We start from the raw sequence: 18,019 nt of genomic DNA on the forward strand, positions 1-18,019 counted from the left end.
GCAAAGATTTTTTGGTGGTGAACGACACCCCCGTTTATTCCACCACCAGTCGCCCCAACCGCTGTTTGAGCATCTGATTCTCTGCCCGCAGTTGCTGGACCTCCTCAAGCAGGTCCAGGGCCAGGGCGACCCCTTCCCATTCGAGTTCAAGATCCCGACGCAGCTTGATCGCACGTTTGGCCACAGCCACTTCGTAGTCGGTAAAACGCCAATTCCCGGGCCCGTTACCCTGAGGTTCGAGGATGCCGTGTTCGACGATTTCGATCACGTAGGCAGCCGACAAGTCAGTCACCTCACAGAATTCTTCCATGTCCAGTTGAACGATCAGGGTACTGCGCATGATCAGTTACTCCAGTGTTCTCTCGGGTCAAAAGCGGCTTTTTGCGCCAGTTCCTGCCACAACGCCTTGATCGCGTCGTTGCTGTGTTTGGGCATGACCGCTTTCAATTGCACGAACAGATAACCACGGTGGCCAGCCTTGTTCAGCAGACCATGGCCTTTGGCTCGCATGCGTTGGCCGTTCTGGCTGCCGGCCGGAACCTTCAGATGGATCTTGCCGGTCAGGGTCGGCACCGCGACTTCAGTGCCCAGCGCCAGCTCCCAAGGGGCCAGCGGCAGGGTGATGATCAGGTTTTCACCTTCGACATCGAATTTGGGATGTGGCGCGAAACGGATGGTCAGGTACAAGTCGCCATTGGTCCCCCCGCCTACACCCGGTGCCCCCTGGCCTTTGAGGCGGATGCGCTCGCCGTCGGTCACGCCGGCCGGGATCTTCACGTTCAGGCTTTTGCTGGTGTTGCTGACGTGCTGACCGGCGGCGTTGTACTGCGGCACCTGAAAGCTGACCTTCTTCGACTCGGTCGACAGGGTCTCTTCCAGAAAAATCGGCAACTCCATTTCCACATCCTGCCCTCTACGACCGGTGCTACGACCTGATTGTCCACCACCAAAACCACTGCCACGCGAGCCGAAGATCGAACTGAAAAAGTCCGAAAAATCGCCGGTGTCCTGCCCGTAACCACCTGCACCTGCACCAGCGCCACCACGTCTCTGCCAACCCGGCGGGCCCTGGAACGGCTGGCCATGCTGGCCATATTTGCGCAGATCATCGTATTCGGCGCGCTTGTCGGCACTTTTCAGCGCCTCATACGCCTCGGACGCGTCCTTGAACTTGCTCTCGGCGTCCCTTTCCTTGCTGACGTCGGGGTGGTATTTGCGTGCCAGTTTGCGGTACGCGGCCTTGATCGCCTTGTCGTCCGCAGTCGGCTCCACACCGAGAATCTTGTAATAATCTTTGAAGTCCATCGAGGCAATCACCATCCGTTATCGATATCACGCAGCCAGGCACAGCATGCTCTCTTTGGCAGCGTTTGGATTGACCGATCTCGATCTTGTGACCGAGCGGTGCATCAGAAGTTTATCGGCAGCCGGCGCACCTATTTTGAGCGTTCTGAGGCTACCAGGCCCATGCCTGCAAGTTTGGGGGTGAAGGATAGTCTTTCAAGTCTGCTTAATCGCGTGATTTAGCGGATAGTCGGCCTACGATTCTTCACCGCGCTGACATACACTGCGCGGCCGTTTTTTAACCGGAACTCGAAAGACATGAAAAACGCATCTCCAGCCCGTGCCTGCGGCATCGACTTCGGCACGTCCAACTCCACTGTCGGCTGGCTGCGTCCCGGCATGGAAACGCTTATCGCGCTGGAGGACGACAAGATCACCCTTCCATCGGTGGTCTTCTTCAACATCGAGGAACGCCGCCCGGTCTACGGTCGGCTGGCGTTGCACGAATACCTGGAAGGCTACGAAGGCCGGTTGATGCGCTCGCTCAAGAGCCTGCTGGGCTCCAAGCTGATCAAGCACGACACCAGCGTGCTTGGCACGGCCATGCCATTCAAGGATCTGCTCGGGCTGTTCATCGGTCAGTTGAAGAAACGCGCCGAGGCGACCGCCGGTCATGAATTCGAAGAAGTCGTGCTCGGCCGGCCGGTGTTTTTTGTCGACGATGATCCGCTGGCCGACCAAGAGGCTGAAAACACGCTGGTGGACGTGGCACGTGCTATCGGCTTCAAGGACGTGTCCTTTCAGTACGAACCGATTGCCGCGGCCTTCGACTATGAGTCGACCATTGAACGCGAAGAGCTGGTGCTGATCGTCGACATCGGCGGTGGTACTTCGGACTTCTCGCTGGTGCGTTTGTCCCCGGAGCGCCGCGCTATGGACCAGCGCCACGATGACATCCTCGCCACCGGCGGTGTGCATGTGGGCGGGACTGACTTCGACAAGCAGTTGAGCCTGCAAGGCGTAATGCCACTGTTCGGTTACGGCAGCCGGATGAAGAGCCAGGCCTACATGCCCACCAGCCACCACATGAACCTGGCGACCTGGCACACGATCAACTCGGTGTATTCGCAGAAATCCCAGCTCGCCTTGGGCAGCATGCGCTACGACATCGAAGACACCGGTGGCATCGACCGTCTGTTCAAGCTGATAGAACAGCGTGCCGGGCACTGGCTGGCGATGGAAGTGGAAGAAACCAAGATCCAGCTGACCCACGCCGAAAGCCGCCATGTGCCGCTTGATCGCATCGAGCCTGGTTTGAGCGTGGAATTGAGCCGGGTGCTGTTCGAGTCGGCCATCGACAATCAGCTCGAACGCATCCGCAACAGCGTTACCAGCTTGCTGAGCGATGCCGATGTGCGCGTCGATCAGGTCGACACGGTGTTCTTCACCGGCGGTTCGAGTGGCATCCCGGCCCTGCGCCAGAGCGTCTCGGCGATGCTGCCGAACGCGCGGCATGTTGAAGGGAATATCTTCGGCAGCATCGGCAGCGGTCTGGCGATCGAAGCCATGAAGCGGTACGGCTGCTGAGTCCTGCCTGCAGATCGGTCCCACGCTCCGAGTGGGAATGCCGCCATGGACGCTCTGCGTCCACTTTGGATGTGACGCGGAGCGTCACCGGATGCATTCCCACGCAGAGCGTGGGAACGATCAACAACAACCTGCAGCTTAAACCAACCCCACCTGTTTCAACTCACTCTTCAAATACGCGTAATAAATCGGCCCTGCCACCACTCCCGGCAGGCCGAACGCGGCTTCGAACACCAGCATTGCCAGCAGTAACTCCCAGGACTTGGCACTGATCTGCCCGCCGACGATCCGCGCGTTGAGGAAATATTCCAGCTTGTGGATAAAAATCAGATAACCCAGCGCTGCCACTGCCACCCAAATCGACAGTGACAATCCGACAATAGTGATCAACGTATTCGACATCAGGTTACCGATGACCGGTAGCAGGCCGAGCAGGAAAGTCAGCACGATCAGGGTTTTGGTCAGCGGCAATTTGATCCCGAACATCGGCAGGATCAGTGCAAGGAAGACTGCAGTGAACGTCGTGTTGAGCAGGGAAATCTTGATCTGCGCGAAGACGATATTGCGAAACGCCTGTACCAAAAGGTGCAGCCGATCGAACAACGCCGCCGCCAGCGGTTTGCGGTTGGTGAGGTCCGGCGCCCGCTGCAAGGCGATGATTGCACCGAGCACCATGCCGATCAGCAGTGTCACGAACATGTGCGCCGCGTCCTTGCCAACCAATTGCAGATCGCTCAGGTGCTTGGTCACCCAGTCGCCGATGGCCACCCGGAACTCGGCCGCGCTGGCCGGTAAATAGGCGTCGATAAACGGCGGCAGCTGCCCGCGAGCCTTGTCCACCACGCCCATGAATTTGTCCAGGGAAGCCCCGGGATTCTCCGCTTCATGCAGCAGGAAGCTAATGGCCCCGGCAAAAATCAGCGTCAGTACGCTGACCACCAGGGTGCCGAGCAACGCCACCGCCAACCAGCGCGCCCGTCGCCCTTCGATCAACCGTTGCAGTTGCGGGGTGAGCATGTTGACCAGTTCGAACACCAGCAAACCGGCGAGCAGACTCGGCAACAAGCGCAGCGGCAAGATCAACAACAAGCCGCCAAAAATGATCACCCAACTGAAGAACAATAGATGACGCTGAGAAAACGTTGGCATACAGCCTCAAAACGAACGGCGTTAAAGGATTGGCAGTCTGCCAGCGTTCAGACGCTGAAGCGAGCGCAAGGATATCTGTAGTAGCAGCGGGGACGCCTGCCCCCCCTGCTCCTACGACGAGAGCCCGGGTTATTTTTTCTTCAGGCAATCACTCATGAAGGTTTTGCGTGCATCCCCTTTAAGCGCCTGAGTAGCGGCCGTGGCGTTGCAGGTTTTCATCTTCTCTTGTTGAGGCGTCATTGGTTTGGCTGCTTGTGCCGCTGGCGCAGCTTTCAGGCACGTGCTCATAAAGGCTTTGCGCTCGTCGCCTTTGAGGGTTTTCGCGGTGGCATCGGCGTTACAAGTGGCCATCTTGTTCTGTTGGGCAGTGGCGGCAAAGCCTTGGGAACAGATCAGCAAACCCACCATCAACAAAGGGATACGCAGCATCTTCATGGAGTTTTCTCCTTGTTACCGCACCGAGGGGCACGGCTTCTTTCGCAGTGTAGACAACCGCTGTTACGCCTTCACTGAATCTGTAGGTGAGTCCGACGATTATGCTCCAGAGGACAGCCGGCCTGGCGCTGGAACATCGCGATGAACGATAACGCGGTCAGTCTCAAGAAACGCGACTACACACCCGCCATCTTCAACCTCTGTGCATGCTCGACAAACAACCGAATCGGCTCGGCGCCTTTGCCCACCAGTCCCAGTGACTGGTTGACGATGTCGAAGTGATCCAGCGGATACTCATCGCCAATCACCGTGCCCAGGTGGGAGCTGTAGCGCCCGACCATGCCATCGCAGTGCCCGGCTTCGCGGACGAAGGTTTTGGCAAATAACCGGCAGCTGCGGTTAGTGCCATCAAACAGGTTACAGCCCCGATCAGTCTTGCCCGGCTGCAAGGTCCCGGACCAGGAGTAATAGCGCACACCGTTGACCACTTCAGCGCCGTGCCCGCCCCACGTGTCGGGCAAACCCTGGGGGTATTGGCGGTTGAACAACGCCACGCCCTCGGTGGTCAGCGATTGGTGGGAGGCCTGGATATCCACCGGCAATTTCGGCCCGCGATAGCCGGTTTCCAGCAGACTCATCAACGCCGCGATCAGCCACAGCGCAAAGCTCAGCAGGCGCCCGCGAGGACTGTCCGAGGGGTAATGGATGTGCAGGTAATCCGCCAACTCTGATCCATGATTCGGACCCGCCACCGAGGTCACCGAGGCCACCCAGTCCGGGCGTTTGGCTGCGGCGTAACGCGCCGTCAACGAACCTTGGCTGTGGCCGATCAAATTGACTTTGGCGGCACCGGTCTCGCGCAAAATCGCTTCGATGCGCATCAACAGCTGCTCACCGCGCACCTCACTGGAGTTGAGCGGCGAGACTTGCACTGCGATCACCGTCGCCCCGCCACGGCGCAGGGCCGAAATAATTCCGTACCAGTATGGGTAGAGCAACAAGCGGATAAACCCCAACATCCCCGGGACCAACACCAAGGGATAACGCGTGGCGGATTCTTGCGGCATGGACGAACGTTCCTGACCTGACCTGAGCCTCCCATCCTAGACGTAATGGCTGGGGAATGAGCCAGCATCGGCAGCCTCGATGACAAGCCCATGACGCTATTTCAACCCGGCCACCCCGATAGCGGTCCAGGTCGGGTCAGCGATGCTCACGGGCAACTTGCGATGGCGTCATGGCAGATGCCATGAAAATCACTTGCTCGACTTGACCATCACCGGTGCCGTACCTGCCTTCATCTGTGCCAGCAGCGGCGCACATTGATTCGGCTCTCCACCGCTTGGCGCCACCAGGGCCAGCAGCCCCGCAGCAGGCCCGGCAATCACCCCCAACGCCACCATCCCGGCACCGCGCAACATCAAGGGCACCGCTTTCACACCGGCATCCGGTTTGATGAAGGGACCGCGCACATACAGCGGCGAACGTAGCGAGAACAGGCGCATGCCCTTGGAATCCGGGGTGATCGCCAAGTCCAGCTGCTCGCTGGCCATGTTGGCTGTGCCGTCGATGTAGATGATCGCGTTCTCGGTATCGAACACAAACAGGCGGGTCGTGGCCAACCCGGTCTTGATGTCAAAGTCAGCCGCCGCACAGTTGATCTTCACTTCCTTGTCGCCAAACATTTTCCCGACCACGTAATTGCCGACATTGAGCCCGGCAATTTCCATCAGGCTGCGGCTAATGGCGCCATCGTTGATCAGCATTTTCAGATCACCATTGGCGGTCCCCAGCAACGCCGCCACCGAGTTGCCGCGACCCGCGATGTCAGCATCACCGTTGAGCTCGCCAAAACTGGTTTTCATCGGTTCGAAGGTCGGGAACAGTTGCTTGAGTTTGAAATTACGTGCCGTCAGTTTCACCCGCCCTTTCAGCGGAGCCGTGCGCCCGTCTAAACGAATCTGCGCATCCAGCTTGCCACCGGCCACGCCAAAACGTAGAGGCTCAAGGTTCAATTGGCCGTCATTGAGAATCAGGTGGGTGTAGAGATCAGTGAAGGGCAATTCGGTACTGTGGACGATACTTTTGCCGGTGAACTCGACATCCGCATCCATATCGCGCCAACGCTCGGTACGAAACTCTTCGACCGGCAGCACCTTGGTCGCCGGCTGCTTGCCTTCGCCACCACGGGCTTTTTGCCTGGCGTTCGAATCGGCGCCAATCAGCGGTGCGAGGTCAGCAAACCGCAGTTGATCGGAGATCAGCACACCGCTGAGTCTGGGCCGCGGTTTACTGGCGACATAGGCCAGATTGCCGTGAATGTCGCTGCTGCCGATCTTGCCGTTGAATTCCTCATAATGAAACGAAGCGCCATCCGCCTCACGCAGGTTGGCGATCAGGTGACCAGCGGTTGCATAGGCCGACGAATCCGGCAATGTCACGCCGGTCAGGGGATAGAGGTTAGCCAGGCTGCTGCCGGCCAGCTTCAGACGCAAATCCAGCGCGCCGAGATTGAGCGGGTCAGTCAGGGTGCCGGCCAGCTCGACGCTGGTGTCTGCGATCTTGACCCGGGCTTGCAGCGGGAAAGGCTTGGCAGCGTCCTGCAACGCCAGCAGACCACCGATCTTGCCGGTACCTGCAAGTTTTTGGTCGTGGTATTGGCCTTCGACCTTCAAGGCAAACGCGTAATCCTGTGGCGCAGAACCCTTCTCAAGTGCCTTTTTTGCCGCCGTATCGCCGACGATGTCACTGAACGGGATCGGCTTGCCCAGCGGATCGATCAGCAGGTCGAGCCGGGTTTTCAGGCTTTGATCGTCGAAGGTGATGTGGCCCTTGTCGAAACCGATGGCGCCAATCTCCACCACCCAGCGGGAGGGTTCGGCGCTCGGGTCTTTCGGGGCGAACCGGAAGGTCCAGTTGGCACGGCCATCGGCCAGGCGTTCCAGAGTGGCATTGGGCTCCGTGAGATCAATGCGCGGGATCACCACCCGCCGGGTCAGCAACCCCAGCGGCGAGATGCGCAGTTCGACACGCTTGAGGTTGATCATCTGCGCAGTCTTCGACCAGTCCGGGTTGCCCAGGGTCAGGTCTTCAGCCACCACATGCGGCCACGGAACCAGAGCCCGCCAGCCGCCCTCGTCGAGCTCGCGCTGCCAGATCACCGATAGATTGCCGTTGATGGCGAAGGCGCGGTGCAGCTCTTCAGAGACTTTGCTGTTGAGTGGCGGCTTGATCCGGTTCCAGTCAAAGAGGCCGATGATCAGAACCAGAATGGTCAGCAGAACAATGAGACTGGCGACCGTCCAAACGAGAATTTTACGAGTGCGCGTCATTGCACAGGGCTCCTGATTACGGCTGAGCGCCCCAATTGCGACGCACGTGTGAAGCGGCAGATCTGGAATCGACCCGCAGTGGAAACTACGACTGGCAAACGGTGCGCAGGTTTAACCCTAAGGTCAATTTATCAAGCGCAAACATCGGCATATTTCTGACCATAAAGACAGTTTTTCATTACTGAACCTGCACTTTTGCAAGGCGAAAGCGGGTCGAAAATACCCACTCCAGTGCAAAAGCTTCCGCCTGAGGCGCCCGGTCTAGAGCCTTTTCTCTAAACAATCAATTCTGTTGATTATTACCATTGCCGTTATGAACTTTTATATCGATTTAGCAAGAGTAGCATTGCCTCCGTACCCACTTTATCGCCCTCCCGAGGAGCAACCCATCATGAAACGCCAATTACTGCTTAGTCTGACCCTCTCGGTCCTGGCCGCCAATGCGTTCGCCCTGCCAGCCGCCGAGCAAGCCACGCCTCAGGTGAAAGACAGTCACGGTCACTCGGTTTTCACTCAGACCGTCGCTGAAGGTGGTTCGGACCGTTTGATCGAACGTAACAAAGTCGCCGCCGATGGCTTTGAGCGTACTCCACAAGGCCAAACCGTTGCTGAAGGTGGCCGTGATCGTCTGGAGCAAAAAGGTCTGGTTGAAGATGGCTACAACCGCACTCATCAAGGTCAAACCGTAGCCGAAGGCGGCGCTGATCGCCTGGCCGAACGTCATCAAGCCGTGAGCTAAGCCTGTGCTTGCCCTGGAAAAAAGCCCGATCCCTGGATCGGGCTTTGACTGTGTATAAGTAGCACCTCCCACGCCTCGCCCCTTCTCTACTTCGACTCAAGTTCGACGCCGGCAAAGTTGATTTGCTAGAGTGCGCCGCTGTCCTTGACCGGAAATCCGCCGCCCGATGCTGCCCCGCGCCGAACAGAAACAACAGACCCGCAACGCCCTGATGGACGCTGCTCGCCACCTGATGGAGTGCGGCCGAGGATTCGGCAGCCTGAGCCTGCGCGAAGTGGCAAAAACCGCCGGGATTGTACCAACAGGTTTCTACCGACACTTTGCCGATATGGATCAGCTGGGTCTGGTGCTGGTAAGCGAAGTCGGTCAGACCTTCCGCGCCACCATCCGCCTGGTGCGACACAATGAGTTCGTCATGGGTGGCATCATCGATGCTTCGGTACGGATTTTTCTCGATGTCGTCGCGGCCAATCGCTCGCAATTCCTGTTTCTCGCCCGCGAACAATATGGTGGCTCGCTGCCAGTGCGCCAAGCGATCGCCGCCCTGCGGGAAAACATCAGCTCGGACCTGGCCGCAGACCTGAGCTTGATGCCCAAATTGCAGCACCTCGATGTCGCCGGCCTGACGGTCATGGCCGATTTGATCGTCAAAAGCGTGTTCGCCACCCTGCCGGACATCATCGACCCACCCGCCGAAGCCCTGCCCGAACACCTCACGCCACAGGCCAAGATTACCCAGCAACTGCGCTTTATCTTTATTGGCCTCAAGCATTGGCAGGGATTGGGGAGTACAGAGTAGGTTGATCCTTTTAGATCGTTCCCACGCTCCGCGTGGGAATGCCTCACTGGACGCTCAGCGTCCGCTCTGGATGTGACGCAGAGCGTCACGGGCTGCATTCCCACGCGGGAGCGTGGGAACGATCATCACATCGCTTCAAGATGGTGCAAAAATTCCCTGACCGCACCAAAGTTATCCACACCCTCCCAAATCCTGCGCACCTTTTTCTAGCGCAAACTACACTGCGACAGACATTTCCCACATCTCACCCGATTGGCAAGCCCCTTGCTCTAACCTGAGCATTGTCCATTGCTGGAAGCCTTCCGATGCTGGTGATTCATCGCAGAATCGACCCTCAACCCCTCTGGGCCGCCGAACTGCACCTGAATTTCGAGGCCCGCAGCAAAAGCCGTCTGCGCTGTTTCAGTGCCGAAGGTGAAGACGTCGGGCTGTTTTTGGAGCGCGGTCAGCCACCGTTGCATGACGGCGAGTTCCTCCAATCCGAGGACGGTCGTATCGTTCGCGTCTGCGCTCGCCCCGAGCAACTGCTGCATGTCACCTGCGCCAATGCCTTCGAACTGACCCGCGCCGCCTATCACCTGGGTAATCGGCACGTCGCCCTGCAAGTCGGCGATGGCTGGTTGCGCCTGCTCGACGACTACGTGCTCAAAGCCATGCTCGAACAGCTTGGCGCCCATACCGAAACCCTCGAAGCGCCTTTCCAGCCGGAACACGGTGCCTATGGCGGCGGCCATCACCACTCCCGGCACGGCGACGAGGATTTCAACTACCCGCCGCGCCTGCACCAGTTCGGCGTGCGTACATGAACCCTGCCTGGGCCTTGCTGCGCCTGGCCAGTCCGCAACTGCCGATTGGCGGCTACAGCTACTCCCAAGGCCTGGAAATGGCCGTGGAGCAAGCGCGAGTGATCGACCCGCAAAGTGCCCGACGCTGGATCAGTGACCAGTTGCTGCTCAATCTGGCGCGTTTTGAAGCACCGCTACTGCTCGCCCATTGCAACGCCGCGGCGAATGAAGACTGGGCAGAACTGCTGCAACTATGCGAACAACACCGTGCCAGTCGCGAGACCCGTGAGTTGCACCAGGAAAGTCGGCAGATGGGCTATTCCCTGCAACAACTGCTTAATGGCTTGCCGGAACTGGACGGCCCTGCCCGGGATTTTCTCGCACAACGCCCCGAGCCCCACCTGGCCCTCGGCTGGGCACTGGCCGCCAGAGCCTGGCAGATCAGCCCGCAGGACGCGCTGGCCGCCTGGCTCTGGAGCTGGCTGGAAAACCAATTGGCAGTGCTGATGAAGACCATGCCGCTCGGCCAGCAAGCCGCCCAACGCCTGACCAGCGAACTGCTGCCGCTGCTGCAACAGGCCCAGCAAAACGCGTCGAACATCGCTCCTCATCATTACGGCAGCGCCGCTTTCGGCCTGTCCCTGGCATGCATGGCCCATGAGCGCCAGTACAGCCGTCTATTCCGTTCCTAGGAGAAACACATGAACGCACAACCGTTGCGCGTTGGTATCGGCGGCCCGGTCGGCTCCGGCAAGACCGCCCTGACTCTGGCCCTGTGTCTGGCCCTGCGCGAGCGCTACAACCTGGCAGTGGTTACCAACGATATCTACACCCGCGAAGATGCTGACTTTCTGGTGCGTAACGAGGCACTGGCCCCGGAGCGGATCATCGGCGTGGAAACCGGCGGCTGCCCGCACACGGCGATTCGTGAGGATGCCTCGATCAACCTGGAGGCGGTCGATCAACTCAACCGGCGCTTCCCGGGTCTGGACCTGATTCTGGTGGAGTCCGGTGGCGACAACCTGTCGGCAACCTTCAGCCCGGAACTGTCCGACCTGACCATCTATGTGATCGATGTCTCGGCCGGCGACAAGCTGCCACGCAAGGGCGGCCCGGGGATCTGCAAATCCGACCTGCTGGTAATCAACAAGATCGACCTGGCACCGCTGGTGGGCGCTTCGCTGGAGATGATGGACAGCGACACCAAACGCATGCGTGGCGATAAGCCGTTCGTCTTCAGCAACCAGAAAACCGGCCTCGGACTGGAGGCGATCATTGCCTTTATCGAACGCCAGGGGCTGCTGACCGCGGCCTGATGCCCTTATTAAAAAAGAACATCAACAAGGAAAGCGTAATTCATGACACCCAACCGTATTCTCGGTGCCCTCGCGCTGTTACTCACCCCGGCCCTGGCCTTCGCCCACCCCGGCCATGACGACAACGGCTTGATCGCAGGTATCAGCCACCCGATTGGCGGCCTCGATCACCTGCTGGCGATGCTCGCCGTCGGCCTATGGGCCGCACAACAGCAAGGCGCCGCACGCTGGGCACTGCCATGCACCTTTGTCGGCACCCTGCTGATCGGCGGCATACTCGGCTTTGAAGGGCTGGACCTGCCGACGCTGGAAAGCGGGATCGCGGCTTCCGTGCTGGCGTTGGGTCTGGCCGTGGCACTGGCGGTACGGCCCCCGTTGAGCCTGGCGATTGGCGCAACGGCACTGTTTGCACTGTTTCACGGCGTGGCCCATGGCCTGGAGCTGCCGGACATGTCCAGCCCCTGGACCTATGCCGCTGGGTTTGTTGCCGCCACCGCGGCGTTGCATGCCGCCGGTTACGCCCTGGTGCGCGTGTTGCCGCAAGCGGCTGCGCCATTGGTTCGCCTGGCCGGGGCAGCGTCGGCGGCGACTGGGGTCTGGTTGCTGGCAGGCTGATTGTTCTATCGTCTGGGCGGGCCTCATCGCGAGCAATCGAGCGTCGACCGGCTGCTCCTACAGGATTTGCGTCGGACGACAAATCACCTGTGACGATCGTTCCCACGCTCTGCGTGGGAATGCAGCCCGTGACGCTCTGCGTCACTTCAAAAGCAGACGCAGAGCGTCTATTGAGGCGTTCCCACGCGCGAGCGTGGGAACGATCAGTGCCTCTCGCCCAACCGCCTGCTACCATGTCGCGCAAACACCTCTGCCGTGACGACGCCAGCCGATGCCCGATGTTTCCAGCTCCGCCTCCCAGCCTGAATTGACCGCCCTGTTCGCTGCCGTGCAGCAGCATTTCCGTGAAGTGATTGTGCCGCTCTGGCAAGGTCCCGGCTGGAATGCAGAACTGGCGCTGCCTTACGAGGCGCTGGACGCCGAACATCATCCATTGCCGTCACAACGCTACCGGGCCATGGCTTGCGCGCGTCAGTTGTATCTATTCTCAAGCCTGATCGGCGAGCCCCGCGTACCCGCCGCCCAGGACCGTGCTGCGGCATTGTTTCGCTCATTGCAGCGGCATTTCCATGATGCCGAGCACGGTGGCTGGTTCTACAGTATCGACGCCCATGGCGCGCCGCTGGACAAGCGCAAAGACCTCTACACCCACGCATTCATCATCTTCGCCTGCGCCCATTACTGGGCCAGGGTTCGCGAGCCGCTGGTGGAGTCGGTGCTCAACGCTGCTCTGGAAGTAGTTGCCGAGCGCTTCGCCACGCACGAGGGGTTGTATGAGTCCAGTCTCGATCGAGACTGGTCATCGCTCAAGTCAGGGCCGTTGCAGAACCCGTTGATGCACCTGGCTGAAGCCTTCCTCGCCACGCTGTCGGTTCGCGAGGACGCCACTGTGCAAGCGGCCCTCGGCACGTTGTGCGATGCCATGCAAAGACGCTTCATCGACCGTCAGCACGGGGTGATGATGGAGAAACCGCTGGGGGCTGTGGATAACTGGTTCGAACCGGGACATCAGTTTGAATGGTTCTTCCTGCTCGAATCTTCCCCATTGCTCAAAGGCACGCCGCTGCACGCCTCGCTGGAGCGCGCTTTCACCTACGCCGAACAGGTCGGTGTCGACCCGCAAACCGGCACCGTCAGCGGCATGCTGGAGATCGACGGGACCGTTCGCGACGGCACCCAACGCATCTGGGCACAAGCTGAATACTTGCGGGCGCTGACGTTGCGACCTGAAAGCCAGGCACTGCTGCAGCGCCAACTGGTCGTGCTGCAACAGCGTTTTCTGCATGCCAGTGGCTGGTATGAATGCCTGGATGCAACAGGCACCGTCAGCCGCAGGGATATGCCGTCGACCACGCCTTATCATCTGGCGACCTGCTATCGCGGACTGGCTGACGCATGATCGTTGCCACGCTCCCGCGTGGGAATGCAGCCCGTGACGCTCTGCGTCACAATCTGGAGCGGACGCGGAGCATCCAGTGAGGCATTCCCACGCAGAGCGTGGGAATGATCTGACTCGTTGTTACCCCTTTGCCCCGCGCTCAATGGCGAAACCACTCCAGGTCTGGCTCACCGGCATCAGCTCAAGGCTGTTGATGTTGATATGGGCCGGGGTGTTGAGGACCCAGAAAATCGTTTCGGCGATGTCCTGCGGCTGGATCGCTTCGGCGCCGGCGTAAGTAGCGTCATAACGAGCCTGATCACCGGCAAAGCGCACCAGTGAGAACTCGCTCTCGCACAGGCCAGGCTCAATGTTGGTCACCCGTACACCGGTGCCTTGCAGGTCGCAGCGCAGGTTCAAGGAGAACTGTTTGACGAAAGCTTTGCTCGCGCCGTAGACGTGGCTGCCCGGGTACGGATAGTTACCGGCGATGGAGCCAAGGTTGATGATCCCGGCGCCGCGACCGTGGGCGATCAAGCGTGGCAGCAACAGGCGAGTGCTGTACATCAGGCCTTTGATGTTGGTATCGACCATGGTGTCCCAGTCGTCCAGATCACACTTGGGTGCCGGGTCGACGCCCAGGGCCAGGCCAGCGTTGTTGATCAGCCCGCGCAGCTTGCTGAAGGACGGCGGCAGATTGGCAATCGCCTCCTCCATGGCCTTGCGATCGCGCACATCGAGCACCACGCCATGCACTTCAGTCTGCCTGGAGAGCTCGGCGCACAAGGCATTCAGACGCTCCTCACGACGACCTGTCAGCACCAGTGACCAACCGGCCTCGGCAAACCGACGGGCACAGGCTTCACCAAAACCGGAAGTCGCGCCGGTAATAAACAGGGTGGATGTCATCGTGTTCTCCTTGCTCGGCTTCAAGCAGCCATTGGAATAGAAATTCATCTTGCAGCATGCCCGGCTGGCGTCGTAGCGGCAACCGGGTCTTATCCGATCGCATCACTGGGCTCGCGCGCACTGGATCTGCGAGAAACTGCCACCATTGAGGGTGACGACAGTGGCGCTGGTCTTTTCGATCTCGCTGGGCGGTGTCAGGTGCAGTTCCTTGATTGCGTTTTGCTGGTTATCCCAGAGAATCTTCTTGTAACTCACGTAACCCGTGGCTTCGCCGCCGCCCGTGACCATCCGAACCGAGCTGCCGCCGGGGCGATAATAAAGCGTGGTACTCGCCCCCGTGCAGACGTAGACATTGTCCTTTTGCGGCGTAGGTATCAGACCCGTGGACACACCACCAATCAGGCTATACAGCAGTCCGCTGAGCAGGAAAATCCCACCGAGCCCCGCCAGCACCGTCACTGCCCCACTATAGGCGCCGAACAATCGACCAGGCAGCCGCGGCGCCAGATCGGCTGTCTCGTTGGTGCAGACCTCCAGCACAGGTGCGACGGGTTGCGATTGGGCGTCAGTAACGGCAACCTCGCACGCGACTTCCGGCAGCGCAACCGGCTCGCTGAGCGGGCTGTCAGACTCCACCTGCCGCACTGGCGAGGGCATGGCCCGCAGCCTGGGTGCCGGCTTGGGCAGCCGGGCGCGCTGGCGGCGGATAATGCGCGCCTGGACCAGCACGAAGATCGCACACAGCAGCGGCACCACCTGATTGAGCGCAGGCGATTGGCTATTGACCCAGCCGACGACCACCGGATCGGAGACCGCGATATCCCCCGCGACATAACCCAGCAATGCACCGCCGATCGAGACCAGCAACGGCTGGCGCTCAAGCATCCGGGTGATCTGCAGGCTGCCGAACATCAACAGCGGTACGCTCAACAGCAATCCCAGCACCAGATAGAAGACACTGCCCTGAGCCACGGCTGCCAGCCCGACCACATTGTCCATGCTCATGACCAGATCCGCAGTCAACACGGTTACCACCGCGCCACTCAGCGTCGACAGTGAGCTATCCGCCAGATTGCCCTCCTCGTCCGGCTCCTCTCCGGTCAATAGTCGAATCGCAATCACCAGCAACAGCACCGCGCCGACCAGCTTGAGCCAGGGTACCAACAGCAACCAGCCGGCCAGCGTGGTCAGCAGCACCCGCAGGACAATAGCGCCGCTGGTACCGATCATCACCGCCCGTCTCACCTGATGCGGCGGGAGCCCGCGACAGGCCAGCGCAATCACCAATGCATTGTCGCCGGACAGTATCAGGTCCAGCAGGAACACCTGAAAAGTCATGCCCAGCGCGTGCAGCGCACCTTCAAATAACATGGAGCGGTTTCCCGACAAGAGAATGCATCATGGGAACATCGTCCCAGCGAACCGCGCACCCGGCATACAGCCCGAGCGCCAGCAAGAACAACAACAGCAACATGAATGGAATCTGCGATCTGCCGCAAGGTCGCTCATGGCTATCGCTACCTGGCGCTGGTCGCTGCCGGCCCGGTGCGAAATTGCTTGAGAAATTCGGCGTCCGGCGTCAACACCAGCATCGGCTGGCTGTCGGCCATTGACTGACGGTAGGTCTGCAGCGAGCGGTACAACTTATAGAATTCAGGGTCCTTGCTGAAGGCCGCGGAGAGGATCTGGTTGGCATCGGCATCCGCCTCTCCATGGGTGATCGCCGACTGGCGCTGGACCTCGGACAACAGCACCGTGCGATCACGGTCGGCTTTGGCCTGGATCTGCTGCGCCCATTCAAAACCTTGCGCGCGTAGCTCCTTGGCTTCGCGTTGACGCTCGGATTTCATCCGGTCGTAGATCGCCTGGCTGGCCTCCAGTGGCAGGTCGGCACGGTGCAGGCGCACTTCAGTCACCTCGATGCCGAGCGCCCGGGCCTTGTCCGCAACGTCCTTTTCGATGGTCGCAACTTCCTGCTGACGGGCCGGCGACAACAACGAGCGCAGCGAGATCTCGCCCAGCTTACGCCGTAGCGAAGAGCTGACCATTTGCGTCAGTTGTGCATTGGCTTGATCCAGCGTCCCCACTGTCTGATAAAACCTGAGCGGATCGCTGATGCGAAAGCGGGTGTAGGTCTCGACCTCAATGCGCTTCTGATCGCCCAGAATGACCTGTTCGGCAGGGGAAGCGAGGGTTTGCAGGCGGCTGTCGTAGAACACCAGCGAATCGCTGAACGGCACTTTGAACTTCAGCCCCGGCTCCCCGGCCACCCCCATGGGGGCGCCAAAACGAATGATCAGTGCCTGTTGCGACTCGTCGACCACATACACTGACGCGGCCAAGGCCCAGAGCACGGCAGCGCCCATTGCCACGGCCAGCCATTTGAGCTTGAGGTTCATGGTCGGGCGTCCTTGTGCACAGGTTTTCCCTGATCGCTGAGCGGCATGTAGGGCACCACACCAGACATGCCCTTTCCAGAGGAGTCGATGACGACCCTGGAGGCTTTTTTCAGGACTTCATCCATGCTCTCCATGTAAAGACGCCAGGCAGTGACATCTTTGGATTGCACATAGCTGTTGTAGACCGAGAGAAAACGCTTTGCCTCCCCCTCGGCCAGGTTGCCGACCTGGGCCTTGTAGGCCTCGGCATCCTGGGTGATGCGCGCCGCATCGCCGCGAGCACGGGGAATCACGTCGTTGGCATAGGCTTCGGCTTCGTTGCGCGCGCGCTCCTGGTCGGCGCGGGCACGCTGCACGTCGTTGAAGGCATCGATCACCTGCGGCGGCGGGTCGACCCGTTGCAACTGCACCTGAGTGATAAGGATCCCGGCCTGCTCGCGGTCCAGCAACTGTTGCAGCAGCTCGCGGGTTTCATCGGCAATCTGTGCGCGCTTGTCGGACATCACCGACTGAATCGGCGTACGCCCGATGACTTCGCGCAGGGCACTTTCGGCTGCGACCTTCACCGACCGCTCCGGGTCACTGATTTTGAACAGATAGAATCGCGCGTCCTTGATCCGCCAGAACACCGTGCAATCAGCCTCGACGATGTTCTCGTCGCCAGTCAGCATCTGCTTGTCGCGCGAGCCAGTATTGGCGGAGGTCTGTGCGCTGCCACCGCTGCCTAACTGCAGCTGATTGACCTGGGTAATTTTGGGCAGCAGTACCGTTTCAACGGGAAAGGGCAAGTGATAATGCAGCCCTGATTCGGTGGTCTGCTGCCAGCGACCGAACCGCAGCACGATACCTTGCTCGTCCGGCTGAACCTTGTAGATACCGGAGGTGATCCAGGCCAGCAAAATCAGCCCGCCGATCAGCACCAGCCCGCGCCCGCCGAGGTCCAGCAGAGCCACGTTATAGGTGATTCGCTCGCGTAGCCTGGCCATCGGGCTGGCGGGCTCGACCGGAACAGAAGCGGGACTATCGGTCATGCAGTTGCTCCAGGTCGTCAAGCGACACGCGCCCATTCGCAGGGGCGCCAAGGCGCGCAGAATACCTGAACCGATAACCGTCGTCATGAGGGTTCGGCCAGAGCCCCTGTACAAAAAACACTCACTTATTTCCAGGCCTTGTCAGCTCTGCCTCGCAGCCATATACACGCACCTTATCCACAGGCCGATCCACAGTCTTTGGGGGCAAGTCGAAAAGCCGCCAGGCCTCTATCCACAAGGCTTTGAGCGCAAATATGGAAG

18 protein-coding genes are annotated in these 18,019 nt (G+C 59.9%); 8 read left to right on the forward strand and 10 right to left on the reverse strand.

Annotated features, from left to right (window positions below; all coding sequences use genetic code 11):
* Positions 1-34: 34 nt before the first annotated feature.
* Both AC07W5_RS04350 and AC07W5_RS04355 read right to left on the reverse strand, forming a co-directional pair.
* Positions 35-340: a chaperone modulator CbpM gene (locus AC07W5_RS04350; RefSeq protein WP_494993479.1), complete on the reverse strand. Its 306-nt coding sequence runs from the start codon at positions 338-340 to the stop codon at positions 35-37.
* A gap of 2 nt (positions 341-342) precedes the next feature.
* Positions 343-1,305, reverse strand: a complete 963-nt coding sequence (locus AC07W5_RS04355; protein WP_494993478.1) for a DnaJ C-terminal domain-containing protein — start codon at positions 1,303-1,305, stop codon at positions 343-345.
* 297 nt (positions 1,306-1,602) lie between these two features.
* On the opposite strand from AC07W5_RS04355, the gene AC07W5_RS04360 reads away from it, so the two are divergent.
* Complete coding sequence (locus AC07W5_RS04360) at positions 1,603-2,871, forward strand: Hsp70 family protein (RefSeq protein WP_495022851.1); 1,269 nt, start codon at positions 1,603-1,605, stop codon at positions 2,869-2,871.
* Between the two features lie 138 nt (positions 2,872-3,009).
* Here AC07W5_RS04360 and AC07W5_RS04365 read toward each other — a convergent pair whose 3' ends face one another.
* From AC07W5_RS04365 to AC07W5_RS04380, 4 genes are all read right to left on the reverse strand, one after another.
* Positions 3,010-4,020 carry an AI-2E family transporter gene (locus AC07W5_RS04365; protein WP_494993476.1) on the reverse strand — a complete coding sequence of 337 codons (1,011 nt, stop codon included), beginning with the start codon at positions 4,018-4,020 and terminating at the stop codon, positions 3,010-3,012.
* A gap of 129 nt (positions 4,021-4,149) precedes the next feature.
* Positions 4,150-4,455 (reverse strand): PsiF family protein, encoded by a 306-nt coding sequence (locus AC07W5_RS04370; RefSeq protein WP_494993475.1) that lies wholly within the window; start codon positions 4,453-4,455, stop codon positions 4,150-4,152.
* A 176-nt stretch (positions 4,456-4,631) separates the two neighbouring features.
* Positions 4,632-5,522 (reverse strand): esterase/lipase family protein, encoded by an 891-nt coding sequence (locus AC07W5_RS04375; protein WP_494993474.1) that lies wholly within the window; start codon positions 5,520-5,522, stop codon positions 4,632-4,634.
* Positions 5,523-5,711: 189 nt separating this feature from the next.
* Positions 5,712-7,787 (reverse strand): AsmA family protein, encoded by a 2,076-nt coding sequence (locus AC07W5_RS04380; protein WP_495022852.1) that lies wholly within the window; start codon positions 7,785-7,787, stop codon positions 5,712-5,714.
* A gap of 391 nt (positions 7,788-8,178) precedes the next feature.
* Here AC07W5_RS04380 and AC07W5_RS04385 point away from each other — a divergent pair, with 391 nt between their 5' ends.
* From AC07W5_RS04385 to AC07W5_RS04415, 7 genes are all read left to right on the forward strand, one after another.
* Complete coding sequence (locus AC07W5_RS04385) at positions 8,179-8,526, forward strand: hypothetical protein (RefSeq protein ID WP_495011248.1); 348 nt, start codon at positions 8,179-8,181, stop codon at positions 8,524-8,526.
* Between the two features lie 166 nt (positions 8,527-8,692).
* A complete protein-coding gene (locus AC07W5_RS04390) occupies positions 8,693-9,325 on the forward strand; it encodes a TetR family transcriptional regulator (RefSeq protein WP_494993471.1) in 633 nt (210 codons plus the stop codon).
* Between the two features lie 305 nt (positions 9,326-9,630).
* The gene (gene ureE, locus AC07W5_RS04395; protein WP_495011247.1) at positions 9,631-10,131 is read left to right on the forward strand and encodes an urease accessory protein UreE; all 501 of its coding nucleotides are present in this window, start codon (positions 9,631-9,633) and stop codon (positions 10,129-10,131) included.
* Positions 10,128-10,802 (forward strand): urease accessory protein UreF, encoded by a 675-nt coding sequence (locus AC07W5_RS04400; RefSeq protein WP_495022853.1) that lies wholly within the window; start codon positions 10,128-10,130, stop codon positions 10,800-10,802. Before ureE ends, AC07W5_RS04400 begins: the two co-directional genes overlap by 4 nt.
* 9 nt (positions 10,803-10,811) lie before the next feature.
* The gene (gene ureG, locus AC07W5_RS04405; RefSeq protein WP_494993468.1) at positions 10,812-11,426 is read left to right on the forward strand and encodes an urease accessory protein UreG; all 615 of its coding nucleotides are present in this window, start codon (positions 10,812-10,814) and stop codon (positions 11,424-11,426) included.
* Positions 11,427-11,468: 42 nt separating this feature from the next.
* The gene (locus AC07W5_RS04410; RefSeq protein ID WP_495022854.1) at positions 11,469-12,041 is read left to right on the forward strand and encodes a HupE/UreJ family protein; all 573 of its coding nucleotides are present in this window, start codon (positions 11,469-11,471) and stop codon (positions 12,039-12,041) included.
* 271 nt (positions 12,042-12,312) lie between these two features.
* Positions 12,313-13,440 (forward strand): AGE family epimerase/isomerase, encoded by a 1,128-nt coding sequence (locus tag AC07W5_RS04415; RefSeq protein ID WP_495022855.1) that lies wholly within the window; start codon positions 12,313-12,315, stop codon positions 13,438-13,440.
* Positions 13,441-13,560: 120 nt separating this feature from the next.
* Here the strand turns inward: AC07W5_RS04415 and AC07W5_RS04420 are convergent, their stop codons facing one another.
* The 4 genes from AC07W5_RS04420 to hflK form a co-directional block, all read right to left on the reverse strand.
* Positions 13,561-14,328, reverse strand: a complete 768-nt coding sequence (locus tag AC07W5_RS04420) for an SDR family oxidoreductase (RefSeq protein WP_494993465.1) — start codon at positions 14,326-14,328, stop codon at positions 13,561-13,563.
* Positions 14,329-14,430: 102 nt separating this feature from the next.
* A complete protein-coding gene (locus tag AC07W5_RS04425) occupies positions 14,431-15,699 on the reverse strand; it encodes a TerC family protein (protein WP_495022856.1) in 1,269 nt (422 codons plus the stop codon).
* Between the two features lie 146 nt (positions 15,700-15,845).
* Positions 15,846-16,727 (reverse strand): protease modulator HflC, encoded by an 882-nt coding sequence (gene hflC, locus AC07W5_RS04430; RefSeq protein ID WP_495022857.1) that lies wholly within the window; start codon positions 16,725-16,727, stop codon positions 15,846-15,848.
* The gene (hflK, locus tag AC07W5_RS04435; protein WP_495022858.1) at positions 16,724-17,758 is read right to left on the reverse strand and encodes an FtsH protease activity modulator HflK; all 1,035 of its coding nucleotides are present in this window, start codon (positions 17,756-17,758) and stop codon (positions 16,724-16,726) included. Before hflK ends, hflC begins: the two co-directional genes overlap by 4 nt.
* Between the last annotated feature and the right edge of the window lie 261 nt (positions 17,759-18,019).

The sequence above is a fragment of the Pseudomonas sp. GW821-FHT01E05 genome (genome assembly GCF_059422425.1).